10 protein-coding genes are annotated in these 15625 nt (G+C 62.7%); 1 reads left to right on the top strand and 9 read right to left on the bottom strand.

Annotation, left to right across the window (positions count from 1 at the left end):
* Positions 1-4 precede the first annotated feature (4 nt).
* The 5 genes from OLZ32_RS04960 to OLZ32_RS04980 all read right to left on the bottom strand — a co-directional run bounded on the left by OLZ32_RS04960 (position 5) and on the right by OLZ32_RS04980 (position 7580).
* Positions 5-2530 (bottom strand): trypsin-like serine protease, encoded by a 2526-nt coding sequence (locus OLZ32_RS04960; protein ID WP_264419844.1) that lies wholly within the window; start codon positions 2528-2530, stop codon positions 5-7.
* The gene (locus OLZ32_RS04965; protein WP_264419846.1) at positions 2527-4143 is read right to left on the bottom strand and encodes a caspase family protein; all 1617 of its coding nucleotides are present in this window, start codon (positions 4141-4143) and stop codon (positions 2527-2529) included. The genes OLZ32_RS04960 and OLZ32_RS04965 overlap by 4 nt, the downstream gene beginning before the upstream one ends.
* 22 nt (positions 4144-4165) lie before the next feature.
* Positions 4166-6109 carry a DUF4384 domain-containing protein gene (locus OLZ32_RS04970; RefSeq protein ID WP_264419848.1) on the bottom strand — a complete coding sequence of 648 codons (1944 nt, stop codon included), beginning with the start codon at positions 6107-6109 and terminating at the stop codon, positions 4166-4168.
* Between the two features lie 210 nt (positions 6110-6319).
* Complete coding sequence (locus tag OLZ32_RS04975; protein ID WP_264419850.1) at positions 6320-6697, bottom strand: hypothetical protein; 378 nt, start codon at positions 6695-6697, stop codon at positions 6320-6322.
* A gap of 292 nt (positions 6698-6989) precedes the next feature.
* Positions 6990-7580: a hypothetical protein gene (locus OLZ32_RS04980; RefSeq protein ID WP_264419852.1), complete on the bottom strand. Its 591-nt coding sequence runs from the start codon at positions 7578-7580 to the stop codon at positions 6990-6992.
* Positions 7581-7740: 160 nt separating this feature from the next.
* On the opposite strand from OLZ32_RS04980, the gene OLZ32_RS04985 reads away from it, so the two are divergent.
* Positions 7741-9351 carry an NHL repeat-containing protein gene (locus OLZ32_RS04985; protein WP_264419854.1) on the top strand — a complete coding sequence of 537 codons (1611 nt, stop codon included), beginning with the start codon at positions 7741-7743 and terminating at the stop codon, positions 9349-9351.
* Positions 9352-9645: 294 nt separating this feature from the next.
* On the opposite strand, the gene OLZ32_RS04990 is transcribed toward OLZ32_RS04985, so the two are convergent.
* From OLZ32_RS04990 to OLZ32_RS05005, 4 genes are all read right to left on the bottom strand, one after another.
* Entirely contained in the window at positions 9646-10320 is a 675-nt protein-coding gene (locus OLZ32_RS04990) for a tail fiber domain-containing protein (protein ID WP_264419856.1), read from the bottom strand.
* A gap of 24 nt (positions 10321-10344) precedes the next feature.
* Complete coding sequence (locus OLZ32_RS04995) at positions 10345-12924, bottom strand: caspase family protein (RefSeq protein WP_264419858.1); 2580 nt, start codon at positions 12922-12924, stop codon at positions 10345-10347.
* A 244-nt stretch (positions 12925-13168) separates the two neighbouring features.
* Positions 13169-14446, bottom strand: a complete 1278-nt coding sequence (locus OLZ32_RS05000) for an L-fuconate dehydratase (protein WP_264419860.1) — start codon at positions 14444-14446, stop codon at positions 13169-13171.
* Positions 14447-14541: 95 nt separating this feature from the next.
* Positions 14542-15276 carry an SDR family oxidoreductase gene (locus OLZ32_RS05005; protein WP_264420103.1) on the bottom strand — a complete coding sequence of 245 codons (735 nt, stop codon included), beginning with the start codon at positions 15274-15276 and terminating at the stop codon, positions 14542-14544.
* Positions 15277-15625 lie beyond the last annotated feature (349 nt).

The raw sequence follows: 15625 nt of genomic DNA on the forward strand, positions 1-15625 counted from the left end.
CTGTTCAGCGGATGCGATAGAATTTGGAATCGAACGACCATTTGCCTTGGGCGCCGTTCTCGTCGTCGCCGACGATCCTGAGGCTTCGGGCGAGATCGTAGACATAGTTGAAGGCGGCGCGCTGGCCGACGAGCGGCGTCGGCACATCGGGGAGGTCGAGCACTTCGATCGGCTTGTCGCTGAGGATGGCAACGACCATGCCGACACCGGCCGGCCCTTCCACCACATATTCGAAGCCGGTATAGGGATTGCGCGCATCGGGCACGACGACCGGCCGGGCCGGATCGAGCCGGTTGTCGCCGCTTTTGGCTGTCGGCTTCAGGCCCATCGAGCGCTTGTTCGGGTAAAGCTGCGTCAGCTTGCCGGAGGCGTCGATATCGACCAGGATCAGGTAACCGGACTTCTTGGTGGAGACGCGCATCGCCACCTTGTCGCCGATGCTGACGGCGGTGCCGGGCAGCACGTCGACGGCGACGCCAGCCTCATTGTCGCTTTTCAGCGTGTTCTCGACAGCGGCGAGCGGCGTCTTCGCCTCCTCGCCCGTAATGACATCCCGGCCGAGCGCATCCGGCTGGCCATAAAATTGCGGCACCGGCGTGAAGCGGCAGTCTCCCGCATGTGTCCGGCAATATTCGTCGGATTTGCGCCGGACATAATCGAGCAAAGCGGCATTGCTGACATTCGGCTTGTCGGCCGCGCGCGCCACGCCAACCTGCACGCCTTCGATGAAGTGGCGGGTGAAGACGCCAAGCGCCGGCTTGGCCTCGCGGTCGATGAGCGCCCACTGCCCCGCGTTGACGGCCGACCAGACCATGGCGTTTTCGCCGCCGAAGGAGAATTTCGCTTCCTTGCCAGACTTGTTCGGCGGTTCGAGCGCTGCCAGCGCCGGGCCGAGGCAACGCACTGTGCCGGAGGGTGCGGCCACCGCGCTGCGGCTGCCGGGCCCGACATGGCAGGCATCGATCAGCAGCGTCACGCGGCGGTCCTTGAGACTGTTCAGCCGTGCGGCGATCTCTGTTTCGCGGATCTGGTTGGTGACCGTCACCTTGCCGCCCTCGCGCACCAGCTTGGCATCGGCTGCCACCAGCGTCGGGCTGGTCGTCGCCTCCGCACCCATTTCTTCCGAGCCCTGGCCGCTGAAATAAAGGAAGACCCGGCTTCCGGGCGTCGATTGGCGCACCAGCCAGTCATCGATTTCGGCAAGGATCGCCTCGCGGGTCGCCTTGCGGTTGGTCAGCGTGTGGATCTGCTCCGGGCGGTAGGCGAGCGTTTTGGCGAGGAAGACCTGCATCGCCTTCACATCGCTGGCGGAGCCGGTCAGTTTCGCCTCGCGCATCTCGTAATCGTCGATGCCGATCAGCAGCGCGCGGTCGCCGGGCGAGCTTTCGATCACCGGCGTCTGGACGACCGGTGGCTGCACGGCGGGCTCGTCACCGACGGGCTTGTCAGCCGGCGGGGTATTGCCGGCGGGCGCGTCGGGCGTTTCGGTCGTGGCGGCTGGCGCAGTATCGCCGGCGGGCGGGGTGGTGATGGCGAGATTGGCCTCTTCCTGTCCGGACTTCCTCTGCTTCGTCCCGCCACTGGTCGTGGTGGAGGCGACCTGATCGTCTGCAGCAGGTCCTTCAACGTTTGGCACGTCGCCGTCGGTCTTTACGGCGATCCAGTCGCGGAAGGCGGCGACACGGGTATAGACGCCGTAATGTTCGGCCTCGGCGCAGCCGGCGCCCCAGCTGACGATGCCGAGCTGGATCCAGCGCTTGTCGGGACGCTGGGCGACCAGCGGCCCGCCGCTGTCGCCCTGGCAGGCATCCCTGCCACCCTCGGCATAACCGGCGCAGACATTGCGCTCGTCGATCGGGTTCATGCGCATCGAGCTGTCGCGGTAGGCGGCGCGGCAGTCCTCGCGCGGCACGATCGGCAGTTCCACTTCCTGCAGCTCGGTCGGCAGGTATTTGTCGTCCCAGCCGTGATCGGCCTTGGTGTAACCCCAGCCGGTGACGACGGCCGGGTGGCCGGCGGCCTCCACCTCGTCATCGGAGGCCGAGGCAAGGATCGCCGGCTTCGATTTGGCCGGCTCGCTCAGCTTGATGAGGGCGATGTCGTTGGCGAAGACCTTGCGGTCGAAATCCTCGTGGATGATCACCTCGTCCACGGCAAGGCCCGGCTTGTCGGGGCCGTCGACCGCGATCACCTTGTCGATCTTCGACTTGCCCTCGACGATCAGCAGGTCGCGGGCGAAGAGATCCTGCTTGCCGGAGCGGCCGCTGGTGACGCAGTGGGCGGCCGTCAATATCCAGCGCGGCGAGATCAGCGAACCGCCGCAATGGCCGCCGAAGCGGCCGCGCTGTTCGGGGTCGGGCGCCAGGATCTTCACCTGCCAGGGCCATTCGCCCTTCTTGGCGGTCTGGCCGCCGATGACACGCCCGCCATCCTCGCCGGCAAAATCGGTATCCTGCTGCGCCACCACGGGAGTAGCCAGAAGCAGCATGACGGACGCAATATTGAGGACCCTGCTGATCGACGTACTCATAGCTTGGCTCCGGCGGAGGTATAGAGGACCGTAAATCCGACGCGCGCGCCCTCCGGCAGGAATTCGCCGAGGCGCTTGGCGATATTGCCGGCGGTGCGGCGCCTGTCGTTCTGCTTCAGGAATTCAATAAGTTCGGGCATCGGGGTTTCAGAGGTGACGGCGACAAGCAGGTCCGTGCCGAAAGGTGCGACGACGGAAAGATCGAGATCGAAGGTCTGAGACATCTCGGCATCGACCTCCTTTTCGCCCGGATAGAGGAACTGTACGGTTCCATCGCCGGTGACGTCGAAGAGCACGAGCTTGCGGCCCGATAGATCCGAAACCGTGACGCCGACGCGCTCACCTTCGCGATGGACGGTGTCGGAAGGCGTCACGCGCACGGTCTGCGGGTTGGTCTCGGAGAGCCGCTTCAGCGCATCGAGCGCGGCCATCCGGTCGACGACGAAAGGCATGTCGCCGGCGCCGACGCCGGAGGCGACGACATCGCCGCCGGCAATCGCCTCGTGTTTTTCGGGATCGAAGACGAGCTCGGCATCAGCACCCTCCGCCAGCTTGAACGGCGTGACGGCGGGGTCGATCCCCTGCAGCACCGGCTCGGAGCCGAGGGCGGCAATGCTGATCGGCGCGGGCTCGGCGAGCAGCGGAGTGTTTGATTTCTCCGCCGCCGCCTGGGCCCCCGCCCCTTCGTAATGATAGACGACCGCGCGATCGAGATCGGTTCCGGGCGGGCTTTCGGTAAAGATGTTCTGCCGCTGGTTGGTGAACTGATAGACCGCCTGGCGCACATATTCGAACAGTTCACGGCGGCTGACGGCGCCGTCGCCGTTCCGGTCCGCAGCCCCCTCAAAAGCGCGGGCGGTGGCATAGCTCAGCGCGCCGCGTTTCTGCGGAATGCCGGGAATTGATATCTCTGGCGACTTGGTGTTTTCGTCAACGGCGGCGAGAAAGGTCAGCCGCTTGAAATCGAAGCCGGTGGACAGCGCATCCGCCGTGGTCGAAATCGGCGCGAGATCGTCCTCCTCGATCGCATAGGAAGGCGCCTGACGCCAGGTGATCTCGGCGCCGCGCGGATCGACGTCGCGGGTCATGCCGCCGGCATGGCAGGTATCGGCGATGAAGACGACATCGGCGCCCCTGGTCTCGAGCTTGCGGATCAGCGTCTTGAATTCGTCGCCGAAGATGCGCTCGCGCGATCCCGGCAGCCGGGTGTCGAAGCCTGCAAGGATATAGACCTCGTCGCGGCCGCTCGGTTTGGAACCCTTGACGCGTTCCGGCTCGCTCGACCCATGACCGGCGATGCCGAGCACGATCAGGTCGCCAGGCCCTGCCCGTTCAGTCACGGCCTCGATCGCATGGAAGATGCCCTCGCGGTCGGCAGCGCCATTCTTCAAGAGCGTCATGTCCTCGACGCCGACCGAGCGCAGCGAAAGCGAAAGGTCGTCTGCGTCGGCGACGGCGCCGTGCAGCGGCGGAACATTGCGGTAGAGGTCGATGCCAATCAGCACGGCCCTGACCGCACCACGCTCGGGCGCCTCGATCACCCTTGCCAGGCTGTCGGTGGCCGCCATGGTGAGGAGGGCAAGTGCTGCGGCCATGGAAACGAATGCGGTCATGGCCAGTTCCCCCTCGTCCGGCCTATTCGCGGCGCCATTCGACGCGGCGGTTCAGCGCATCGACATCGTCTTCGGTGAGGTTTGCGGTTGCCGTGACGTCCACCGGTTCGGATGCTCCGCGGCCTTCGGCGTCGATTGTCGCGTCGAGGCCGTTGCTCTTCAGGAAGTCGGCGACGGCCTGGGCACGGCGTTCGGAAAGCTTCTGATTATAGTCGTCGCCGCCGCGCCGGTCGGTATGGCCGACGAGGATGATGCGGCCGGGCTTCTGTTCCTTCAGCGCCTCCAGCAGCTCCTCAGCGGCTTCGGTGCCGATCGAGGTGAAGCTCGACTTGTTGAAGTCGAAGGTGATCGGAACCGGAATGGAGACCGGCACGATGCCGCGCACATTCTCCGAATAGATGCCGCCGAGCACGCCGCTGCGGTGATCCTTCTCGGCCGGCACGAAGCTGCCTTCAGGATTGTCGCTGGTCGGGTTGGCGGCAAGGATGCGGGCCTGGGCGGCGCGCTGGATGAGGTCGGAGATCGTCTCGGCGGGCGGTGCCTTCGGCGTGCGGGTCTCGTTCTTGATGATCTCGATCGCCTGCTGGTAATCGGCGGCGGCATCGGCGAAGCGGCGTGCGGAGAAATAGATCTCGCCAAGTGTGGCGGAGGCCTGCCAGAGCACTTGCGGGCTGTCGGCGGCGACAAGCAGCGGCTCGTAATCGGCGACCGGCTGGTTGGCGGCCATCATCTCCTGGGCCGCGGAAAGCCTGAGGGCGGCGACGCGGCGCTGGGCGTTCACCTGGAACTGGCCGCAATCGGCGCTGACGGCGATCGCATCGGCCTCAGCCGCGGCAGCGCTGATATCCTTGGCGGCGACGGCGGTATTCAGCTTGTCGAGAAGGGCGGTGCAAACAGGCGTATCGGCGTTCGCTACCTCGATCTCTTCCCCGGCCTGGCCAGGTTTGGCCGAACGGCCGAGGTTTAGCTGCGGCATCTTGATGCTGAAGCCGCCGGGAAGCTTGAACTGCGGCATCTTGATCTGCGGCATCGGCAGTTTCGGCATCTTCGTCTGCGAAGACTGGCTCGGCTGCTTGTACTGCGTCGGCTGCTTATATTGGGTCGGCCGGGTGGATGAGGTGGTGTCGGCCGGACCGATCAGCTCCAGTTCGTCGGCGGCTAGCTCCTGGCCGGGCGCCAGGTTGGTGACGATCTTGTATTTCTTCGGCGGCTGCTGGGTTGCCTGCTCGACAGGCTTCGGCGCGACCTTTTTCGGGGCCGCCGGCTTCGGTTTTTCCACCAGCGTTTCCGGCTTCTTGGCGACTTCCTGTTTCGTTACCTTCGGCTTCGGCGCGGCCGCAGGTTTCGGTGCAACGGGCGGCTTTGCAGCCTGCTCGACCGGTTTCGCGGGGGCGGCCGCGACGGGCGGGATGGCAGCCGGACTATCGACCGTCGTCAGCATCAGCGTCTTGCTGCTGATCTTGGTGCCTAGGCTGCGGGCTTCTTCAAGACTGCGGGAAACGGCATCCATGCCGCCGTCGATCGAGCGGAACATGCCACCGCCGCTGCCGCCGAGATCGGCGAAGATGTTGAGCGGCTTGGAGGAATAGAAGACTTTGATCTGCTCCTGGCCGACCGGGCCTGAAACCTGCAGCTTGGCGCCGCTTGCCGGATCCGGCACCTGCACGCGCTTTCCGGCCCCGACAAGGGCGTCGGTCTGGTACTTGTTCGGGAAAAGCTTCACGACCGCCCCGTTCGGCGAGACGTTCAGCACCGTGACATAGGCGTTCTCGGTCGACTGGATGAAGAGGCCGACAACTTCGCCGATGGCGTATTTGGCTTCAGCGCGATCGAAGGTGATGGTGACGGGCCCGGTCTGCGCCGGCGCTTCGGTCAATGTGCGTTCGTTCTGCGCCTCGACGGCGGGAACCACCGAAAAGAACGAAAGAAAGGTGGCTGCAGCCAGGATGGCTTTGCGGTTCGGCATTGAAAAACCTCCTCTTCGAACATCTCACACTGTGTTGAAGATGAGAATAGCACTGACTGGCGAAATTGGGATGGTTTCGCCTGTCTTGCTTGAGGGAGGGTTACAAATTATTTGGAGCCTGGAAGAATCCGCCAAGGCAAAGACGTGAGCAAGACTCACGCTCTGGAATAACCGTGGCCTGTTATAGTCCGTTCAACTGTGAGGAGGCGGTTAGTTCTTGGGTTTCTGCCCGGCTGATTTCAAAATCGAGATCAGGTCGCTCATTCCCTCGGGCGAGGAATTGTAGAGCCAGAGAATATCCGGATTGTCGACCGTGAATTCCTTGCCGGGGCCTGAGCCCATGTCGCGGCCGGGCGAGGTCGCATCGGGCAGCTTGTCCTCGCCGGGCGTCAACCCCTTGGCGCGTTCGTGTTCGGCGATGATCGCAGTCGCCGCAGCAAAGGCCTTCTCGTCATGTTGGCGCAGCGCCGCAAGCGAGGGGTTTCGCGCCGCGAGCGCGTCCTCAGTCGGGCCGGAATGCGCGACCTCAGGTACCTGCAGCGCCAGCAGCAGGCCGATCGACAAGGTTATGAGCCAGGATTTCGTCATCGTCGTCACATCCGTCTTATTGGCGCCACTGCGCGACAAAAGCACGTCGCATTAAACTTGATTCATGCGACGTGCTTTCGCTCTTTGTTTTTATGCATGTCGTTGCCCCGGAACTGCTGCACCCTTCCGGGCGACATGCATAAGCGTCCCGAGAATAGGGAGAGGCCGGAAGGAAGGCAACGGCGCTCGGTGCCAATCGATTGGGAGGGTTGAAATCGGCTGGCAGCGGCGCTTTCGCTCTTTGTTTCATGCATGTCGTTGCCCCCTGCCGCACACTTCCGGGCGACATGCATCAGAGGATCTTCAATTGCTGCAGGCTAAGGCGCAGATCGCGCAGCATCTCGCCGAAGATTTCCTCTATCATTCCGGTCGACCAGACGACCATGGTGCCGTAGGGCGAGCGCTTGCGCTGCATGAAGCCCGCCGCCTCGAAATCGATCAACGTCTTGCGGCAAGTCTCGCTCGACATTACCGCGACAAGGAAACGGGCGAGATTGGACTGGTCGATCGCGCCTGATTTATCAGCCCAGTTCTGGATCAGCCGCGGCTTGGTGTCGGCGGTGAACATCGAGGCGAGCGCACGATCCTGCGAGAGCCCCAGACGCTGCAGCTTGGCCGGATCGCGGGTGAGCGAAACCACGTAATCATTGTGCAGATCGGCGAAGCGTTCGATATCCTCGGCGGTGCTGATGCCGAAGACCTTCATCGAATAGAGGAACTCGGCCATCAGATAGGTCGGCTCCGAGCGCAGCTGCGCCAGATGCTTGTCGTCCTTGCTGGCCGAGGCGGCGCAGACTCGGTCCGAGAAGTTGATCCTTGCCGCCCGAACCTGCTCCAGCAAGCTTATGTCGAGCGCCAGTTCGTCACCGTTCCATTCCAGCATAAGCATTTCCTGCCGATGAATCTTCGAGACGATGATCTTGTACTATCGCCGGCGCAGATCTCCAAATCGTTTGGAAAGCAACGGCTTGCTGAGAGGCCATATCTAGCCTACCATTTTAAAGACTTGACGGTCACAGAGCATGATGCCGGGAGTCGAGGCAATGCGTAGTTTAGGGTCGCATATCTTGTTCGCCGCGGCACTTGCGGTCGCCTTCCCGGTTTTCGCCAAAGATACGACGATCATCGAGCTTCGCGGCGGCGACGGCGCGCGTTCGGTCGGCATCATCTCTTCCAACGAGGAAGCGGAGGCATCCGGGCCGGCGGCGATCACCGTCGGCGACGACGGCACCATCTACATCCTCGACCAGAACAACGGCCGCGTGCTCGCCGTCGACGCCGAACGCTCGCAGGCCGAGCCTGAGATCCTGCCGCTGCCGGAAAATGCCACGCCGGAGGATCTCGCCGTCGTTCACAACGAACTCTACCTCTGGTCCGACGGCGTCGTGCCGCTCGAGCGCTCCACCGATGCTGACGGCCGTTCGCAGACGCTGCGCGCCGTCGACGGCGGCGGTGATGCCGACGACTACACCCGCTCGGTCTTCGCCTCGATGGGCTCGGTCTCGCCGGGTCCGCTGAACAGCATCATCGACGAGATCGGCCGCAGCACCAGCCGGCCCGAGGCCCGCCCGCCGGTCATTCAATATGTGCCGAGCCGCGGGCTCGGCGATATCGTTGCCGAGGTCTCGGCGGCCGCAAACGACAAGGCGGAGATCCTGCTGCGGCGCAGCAGCTCGGAGGAGAATTTCCTTTCGCTGCAGCTCGCCTCGGAAGGGCGGATCGGCACCGTCGAACTTCTCGACATCGACACGACAGGCAGGCCCTATGCGCTGGTCGAACTCGTGCCCGCCGACCGGCCCGAGCGCACCGGCATGTTGGTGGTGCGCTTCACGCCGAACGGCGCGATGGACCGGGTTTACGACCTGCCGATCGAACCGGGCACGGTATTTTCCAGGCGTTTCGTGGCGATCGGTCCGCGCGGCGACGTGCTTTATCTGCGCTCGCAGGAAAGTCGGGCGCAGGTGCTGCGGCTCGACGGCCGGGAGCCCGGCCGCAAGCTCGCCGTTATCAGGCCCACCAAGCAGCCGACTGCAGGCAAGCCCGGCAAGACTCCGAAGGTGGCGATCGTGCCGAAATCGCGCAGCGACGTCATCGAGCGGGCAATCGGCTTCGAGACGCTGAATTGGCTGGTGACATCAACAGCCTATGGCAAGGATCCCGGACCGGGCTGCGTCAACATGAACCGGCTGCGCCGCCCCATCTACCTGATCGGCAAGCGCGGCCAGACGGTCAAGGGTGTTCCCTACTGCTGGGGCTGCAAAACGCCGCTCGAAAATTTCGTCGGCGGCGTGGAAAAGGGCCAGACCGCCGGCAATGTCTGCACCAAGAGCGCGCCGCAATCCAGCATCCTCGGCGTCGACTGCTCCGGTTTCGTCAGCGACGCCTGGGGCTTGAAGATGCACGTTTCGACGCGCGCCATCCCCGGCATCACCAAGCGCCTCTCCGACCCCTGGTCGATGCGGCCGGGCGACGCGCTGAACAAGCCGGGCTCGCATGTGCTGTTGTTCATGCGCTTCACGGCCGACAAGAAGGTGGAGGTGATGGAAGCCTCGCCGAATGCCTGCAAGGGCCGCGTCTGCCGCAATACCTATTCGCTCGGCAGCCTGTTGATGCGCGGCTACCAGCCGGTGCGCTTCAAGGGTCTCGACGGCTGAACGGTCGGAGTCTCACGCTGCCGGCTTGATGTCAGCCGCCGCTTCACCGTTTCCAGAAGCCGGTTGATGGCGACGCTTGCAGTGATCCCGATAGGCCGGATGCTTGATGAAGTGGCTTGACGTGTCGCATGTGTGGGGTTGAAAAATCTCGGCCCGAGAGCGCTATCCGCCCGGACATAGACGAGGCTACAGATATAGAGCGCTCAAACAGCGGTCATGTTGCCGCTGGCCCTACGTGAGAACTAAAAGAGTTCCTGTGAAAGGAATCTATGGGCCAGTCGACCGTCTTCTCGATCATACTGCTGACAAAATGAAACCTTCTGAAGATGCGCGTTGTGTCCGTGAGCGGCGGCTTGCAGCGTTCACAGAAAGTCCCACGGCTACTGCGCCAGCTCCTGACGTAGCCAGCGAAAAGCCTTCTTTTACAGAAACCATATCGATGTCGAGATCCGCATAATTCACCATGTAATAGCCGGACGCAGTCCGTATGACCGCATCAGGCCGGATCAAGAGCAGGTCCTGGGCCATAGTGCCGATAAAAAGTGGTCCGCACCATATGTAACGGAACGCATAAATCGGAATGCCAGCCGGGGAGGTGCCAAGTCGACGGATATCTGTTTTCAAACGGCGGTCAGACCAGCCAGGATCGCTTCCACCAGGATCGCTTCCGCCTGAGTTACCGTCAGAACCGCCACCCATGCCACCCGAGGAGCCCCCCATGCCGCCGGAACTGGAATTCCCAGCGGAGCCGTTATCAGAGCGGGAAAAAGCCGGTTCATTGCTCCTTGCGGCTACCCTTCGGATAGTCGGCGTTTGTTTTTTTACTGTCGGCTGTTTGTTGACGGTCGGTTCTTCGCTGGCGAACAGTGTCCTGGCGCCTGGGTCGAAGATGCAACTCTGTAGCATTGCGCCTGAACCAGCGATGAAGGTCGAGCACAGGAGTACACGGATGAAGAGTTTGCTGGTCATGTAGGGCGCCCCCAGATCGCCGTTTTAGAAGAGATCGTATCTCGGATTTCGTTTCACCCAAGTCGCTTTGGCAAGAAGCATCAGCCTCTCGTTAAGCGATTTGGTCTTCGGAAGAGCCTTGAGTTCTTGTGGAGTGAGCTCGCTTGAAAAAGCCTCAGCTGCCTTCTTCTTTGCGGAATCAGCTAAGGATGCGAGCTCTTTGTCAGACTGTTTCTTAGGGTCGCCGGTGCCAGGTCTGTTGACTGCGCTTGCAAGAGCGAAATAGCGCGCTGCGGTCACCAGGCTTTCCGAGTTTGAACCGTCGCCCTTAGCCATCTTGGCCCGCTCGAGCGCACTCCAATAATCACCGCGCTCGGCGCCCATTTCCAGCCATGTGATGGATGCGGACTCGTCTTTAGGCACTCCTAAGCCGTCTCTATACATCAGGCCAATGTTTCGCGGAGCATAAGGCTGGCCGCCGTCCGCCGCCTTTTTAAAAAGCTCGAGTGCCTTCTCAAGATCTTGCGGCACGGCTTTGCCGGCGCGATAGATCATCCCGAGGCTATTCATTGAATAGATGTCGTCTCGCTTGAGGCCCGACTCGTAAAAGCGAATGCCGCGTTCTATGTCGGGTGGAACGCTGACGCCGTTGAAGAAGATGTAGCCGAGTTCGTTCATTGCGTAGGTGTGGCCCAAATCGGCCGCTTGAAGCATGAGCTTCAGGCCTTCTTGCGTATCAGCCTTGATACCTCTGCCATAATAGAGGCTTTTCCCGTAGGCATAGAGCGCATAGGGATCACCCTTCTTCGCACCGATGGCGGCTATCTCGCTCGATTTATCGAGGTTCGCCGGTACAGATGCTCCGACAAGATAAAGTGCAGAGAGCTCTGAAATAGCCCTGACATGCCCGGCATCCATCGCCTTCTTGATCGTCGCAAAAGCCGTCTTCGTCTCGCGGTTGGCGAGCTGGGCGCGGCCGAGCTGATAGACGAAGCGCGCGACCTCGGGATAAGCCTTCATCGCCTCCGTGCAGGCTGGCACGGCCACGCTTGGATCGATCTCATTCGGCAACTTGCCCGCGGTGACGCCCTGCAGGTCGAGCGGAGCCGCGGCTGCGCTATCGCAGGCGTCGAGTGCCGGCTTGAAAGTGACGGTCGCCGGCGGCAAGTCGTCATTGGCGGCCTGCAGCGTCAGGGCGAAAGGCTGGCTTTCTGTGCCGATCTGCGGCTCATAGGAAAGTGCGGGAATATCGGCGGCTTCAAGCACATGGCCGAGCCCGATCACCCGATCTCCGGCACGCAGCGTGCCCTTGTCGGGCAGGGCCGCGACCTTGAAGGTCATCTCCGCGGCCGATGCCGGCACGACCGGCAGGCTGGCTTCAACAGGGCCGACGCCGATCGTCGTGCTCACGTCGCGCGGCAATTCTTTCAAATAAGCGTCGGCCTCGGCCAGCCGCACCTGCTTTTCCTGTTCGAGCTGGGCGAGCTTGGCGCCGGCATCGGCCGAGACGGTGATCGCGATGACGCCCTGCGTTGCCTGGCCGTAAGGGTCGCTCACGGTATAGCCGATCAGGCCGACGGTTCCGGCGGCAACACCTGATGAATCATAGGTCAGCGCCGTCAGTGCCGCGGCTGGCATCTTCGCGCCCTGCTCGACCGGCTTGCCGTCGAAGCTGAGCGTGCCGGTCTTGGGAAGCTGGTTGAGGGTGACGAGCAGCGCCGAGCCGGTCTCGTCATGCGGCGGGGCGATCGGCAATCTGGTCGTGGCCGCACCCTCCGGCACGCTCACCTGCTGCATCGGTTCGACGCTTGGCGGCGGCGGCGCCGGGATGAAATAGAAGCTGTCCATCAGCGAGGAGTTTTCCCAGGGAACCTGCTTGCCGTCGGTCATGGCGATCACGTCGCGGCGCACGTCGGTCAGGACCTGGCGGATTTCCTTGTTGGGTTCGCTCGCCCGCTTGATGAAGGATTCGGAATAGGGGCTGAGCGCCCCGGTGCCATCGAGCGCCACCTGGCCGGGTTCTGTCGAAAAGGCGATCAGGCTGCCGAGATCGCTGTCGATGCGGGCAAGCCCGCGTGTGGCGCCGACCGGCTCCAGCTTTTCCGCCATCCAGAATTTCTGGGCATTGAAGGGATTGTTGCGGCAGGCGTCGAGGAAGATCAGCTGCACCCGCGAATTCTGCTTGAGATGGTTCAGGATGAGGTCGAGCGGCATGGTCTGCGTCTCGACGTCATAGGGCGTCTCCAGCGTCGCATCGACCGGCACGATGAAATTCTGGCCGCCCACCTGGATGCCATGGCCCGAATAATAGATGAGGCCGGCCTCGGCATTGCTGGTCGAACGCAGGAAGCGGCGCACCGTATCTTCGAGCCCGATGCGGTCGACATTGACGCCGATCGTCACGTCGAAGCCGGCGGCGCGCAACGTGGTCGCGACCTCTCCGACATCATTGGCAGGATTGGGAAGCGAGGGCAGCGTCTTGTAGACCGAGTTGCCGATGACGAGGGCGACGCGGCGCCCGCTCTCCTCGGTGACGGCTGCATGTACCGTGCCGATCGATAGCAGCATTGCCGCAATGATCAGCAGATAAGCGCACAGTCTCTTGACGCAGTGAAACCTGGGCATGGCTCGATCGCAAACATTCTATTGTCTAAGTTCAATAAAATTTGCTGGCCTGCTGGTGCTGGGCCCCCTCCGCATTCACAATTCAAAACTATTCCTCGGCGCTCCAAAAAGCAAGCTTCGCCGCCTCCAAGTGAATTGGAGCAGTCCCGTCAGTTTGGAAGCCCATCCGCGGCCGGAAAGACTATCGAAATCAGGAAATTATCATGCGGCCGGAATTAGATACGTCATCTCCGGCGAAGTTTCCTTAACCTCGAAACGTATAGTTGCTGATCGAGGCCGGTTTCATCTCGATGGAAAAGCCCGGCAGGGTGGGCGGCATGTAGGCGGCGTTCTCGATCAGGCAGGGGTCGAGGAAGTGTTCGTGCAGGTGATCGACATATTCGATGACGCGGCCTTCTTTCGTCCCCGACACCGCAATGTAATCGATCATCGACAGATGCTGCACATATTCGCAGAGGCCGACGCCGCCGGCATGCGGCCAGACCGGCAGGTCGAACTTGGCGGCGATCAGCAGCACGGAGAGGACCTCGTTCAGCCCGCCCATGCGGCAGGAATCGATTTGCACGATGTCGATCGCGCCCTCGGCGATGAACTGCTTGAACATGATGCGGTTCTGGCACATCTCGCCGGTCGCGACCTTCACCGGGCCGATCGCCTGGCGGATCTTGCGGTGGCCGGCAACATCGTCAGGGCTGGTCGGCTCCTCGATGAAGAAGGGCTTGGCGAAGGAAAGCGCCTTGACCCAGTCGATCGCCTGGCCGACGTCCCAGACCTGGTTGGCGTCGATCATCAGGTAGCGGTCGGGGCCGATGACCTCGCGGGCGATCCTGAGGCGGCGGATATCGTCGTCCAGGTCGCGGCCGACCTTCATCTTGATATGGTTGAAGCCGGCATCGATCGCCTCCTGGCAGAGGCGCCGTAGCTTTTCGTCGCCGTAGCCGAGCCAGCCTGCCGAGGTCGTGTAGCAGGCATAGCCTTCCTTTTCGAGGATGGCGATGCGTTCCGCCTTGCCCGCCTCGGCGCGTTTCAGGATCTCGATCGCTTCGGCGCGCGTCAGCACGTCGGTGAGATAGCGGTAATCGACGATATCGGCGATCTCTTCCGGCGACATTTCGGCGACGAGCCGCCAGACGGGCTTGCCGGCCTGTTTGGCGAGCAGATCCCAGACGGCGTTGACGACCGCGCCGGTCGCCAGGTGAATGGCGCCTTTTTCCGGACCGATCCAGCGCAGCTGGCTATCGCTGGTCAGATGCCGCCAGAAGGCGCCGGGATGGGCGAGAACCTCTGTGAGGTCGGCGCCGACGACGAGGTGGCGCATTGCCTCGATCGCCATGCAGCAAATGTCGTTGCCGCGGCCGATGGTGAAGGTCAGGCCGTGGCCGGCGAGATCAGGCGCATCCGTATCGAGAATGACGTAGGCGGCCGAATAATCCGGATCGGGATTCATCGCATCGGATCCGTCCAGGCTTTGCGACGTGGGAAAACGGAGATCGAAGACACGAAGGTCGGTGATGCGGGTCATGGTGTTTCTCCCGATTATAATGGGCCTATTATAGAGAGCCGATTGCAGCGGCCGGGCCGGCCGGCGAGACTGCCGCGCCGGCCGCCTCGCTGAAATTAGATCGTCCAGCCGCCGTCGATGGCGATCGCCTGGCCCGACGTGTAGGTCGCGCCGGCGAGATAGACGGCGAGATCGGCGATCTCTTCCGGCGAGCCCAGCCGGCCCATCGGCTGGCGGGCGATGAAGGCGGCGCGCGCCGCGTCGTAATCGCCCTGTGCCCGCATACGGTCCTGCAGCGACGGGCTTTCCACCGTGCCGGGGCAGATAGCGTTGCAGCGGATGCCCTGACCGACATAATCGGCGGCGACGGCTTTGGTGAGCCCGATCACCGCCGCCTTGGTGACGCCATAGGCGAAGCGGTTCGGCACGCCCTTGATGCTGGAGGCGACGGAGGCCATGTTGATGATCGCCCCGTCCTTGCGCTCGATCATGCCCGGCAGTACGGCGCGGATGGTGCGGATCATCGCCTTGACGTTGAGGTCGAAGGCGAATTCGAGATCGGAATCCTTCATCTCGAGGATCGAGCCGGCATGGACGAAACCGGCGCAATTGAACAGTACGTCGACGGCGCCGATCTTGGCGACCAGAGCCTTGACCGCATCCTCTTCGAGCACGTTCAGCTTATGGGTGGAGACGCCTGTTTCCGCGGCAAGCGTCGCCAGCGCTTCGGTGTTGATGTCGGTCGCGTGGACCTTGGCGCCGATTGCGGCAAAGGCTGCCGCCGTCGCCCGGCCGATGCCCTGCCCGGCGGCGGTGATGAGAACGGTCTTGCCGGAAAGTCTGCTTGTCACATCGGGGGTTGTCATATCACGGGCCTTTTCTGGAATGTCTACGCTGGACGATGGAGTGCGGTTGATGTCTTGGCGAAGCTCGGTCGTGATGAAACGCCTCGTTCATCATCGTCCGCCATTCGCCCTCGTTGCGCGTTTCGACCGGGTTCTGGCAAGATGCGCGCGGCTCTCTGTGTTAAATGGAGGAGTTGCCACTGTTGCAAAGGCAGACCAGCGCCGGATCCTACCGATCGGCTGCATGCGGACGCTTGAGTTCGGCGACCTTCGCCGGCTCCAGGGCCAATGACCATTCCCATGCACTGCATGGTCTTCCTCCCTGTCACCGCCCTGTTCTTCAGTGATGATTTGT

The organism is Rhizobium acaciae, assembly GCF_025941625.1.
Taxonomy (GTDB): Bacteria; Pseudomonadota; Alphaproteobacteria; order Rhizobiales; family Rhizobiaceae; genus Rhizobium; species Rhizobium acaciae.

What these genes read in the sequence shown, in the direction of transcription:
- OLZ32_RS04985 (WP_264419854.1), top strand. Translation starts at nt 7,741, where the DNA reads ATGCGTAGTTTAGGGTCGCATATCTTGTTCGCCGCGGCACTTGCGGTC.
- OLZ32_RS04995 (WP_264419858.1), bottom strand. Translation starts at nt 12,924, where the DNA reads ATGCCCAGGTTTCACTGCGTCAAGAGACTGTGCGCTTATCTGCTGATC.
- OLZ32_RS04980 (WP_264419852.1), bottom strand. Translation starts at nt 7,580, where the DNA reads ATGCTGGAATGGAACGGTGACGAACTGGCGCTCGACATAAGCTTGCTG.
- OLZ32_RS05000 (WP_264419860.1), bottom strand. Translation starts at nt 14,446, where the DNA reads ATGACCCGCATCACCGACCTTCGTGTCTTCGATCTCCGTTTTCCCACG.
- OLZ32_RS04975 (WP_264419850.1), bottom strand. Translation starts at nt 6,697, where the DNA reads ATGACGAAATCCTGGCTCATAACCTTGTCGATCGGCCTGCTGCTGGCG.
- OLZ32_RS04965 (WP_264419846.1), bottom strand. Translation starts at nt 4,143, where the DNA reads ATGACCGCATTCGTTTCCATGGCCGCAGCACTTGCCCTCCTCACCATG.
- OLZ32_RS04960 (WP_264419844.1), bottom strand. Translation starts at nt 2,530, where the DNA reads ATGAGTACGTCGATCAGCAGGGTCCTCAATATTGCGTCCGTCATGCTG.
- OLZ32_RS04970 (WP_264419848.1), bottom strand. Translation starts at nt 6,109, where the DNA reads ATGCCGAACCGCAAAGCCATCCTGGCTGCAGCCACCTTTCTTTCGTTC.
- OLZ32_RS04990 (WP_264419856.1), bottom strand. Translation starts at nt 10,320, where the DNA reads ATGACCAGCAAACTCTTCATCCGTGTACTCCTGTGCTCGACCTTCATC.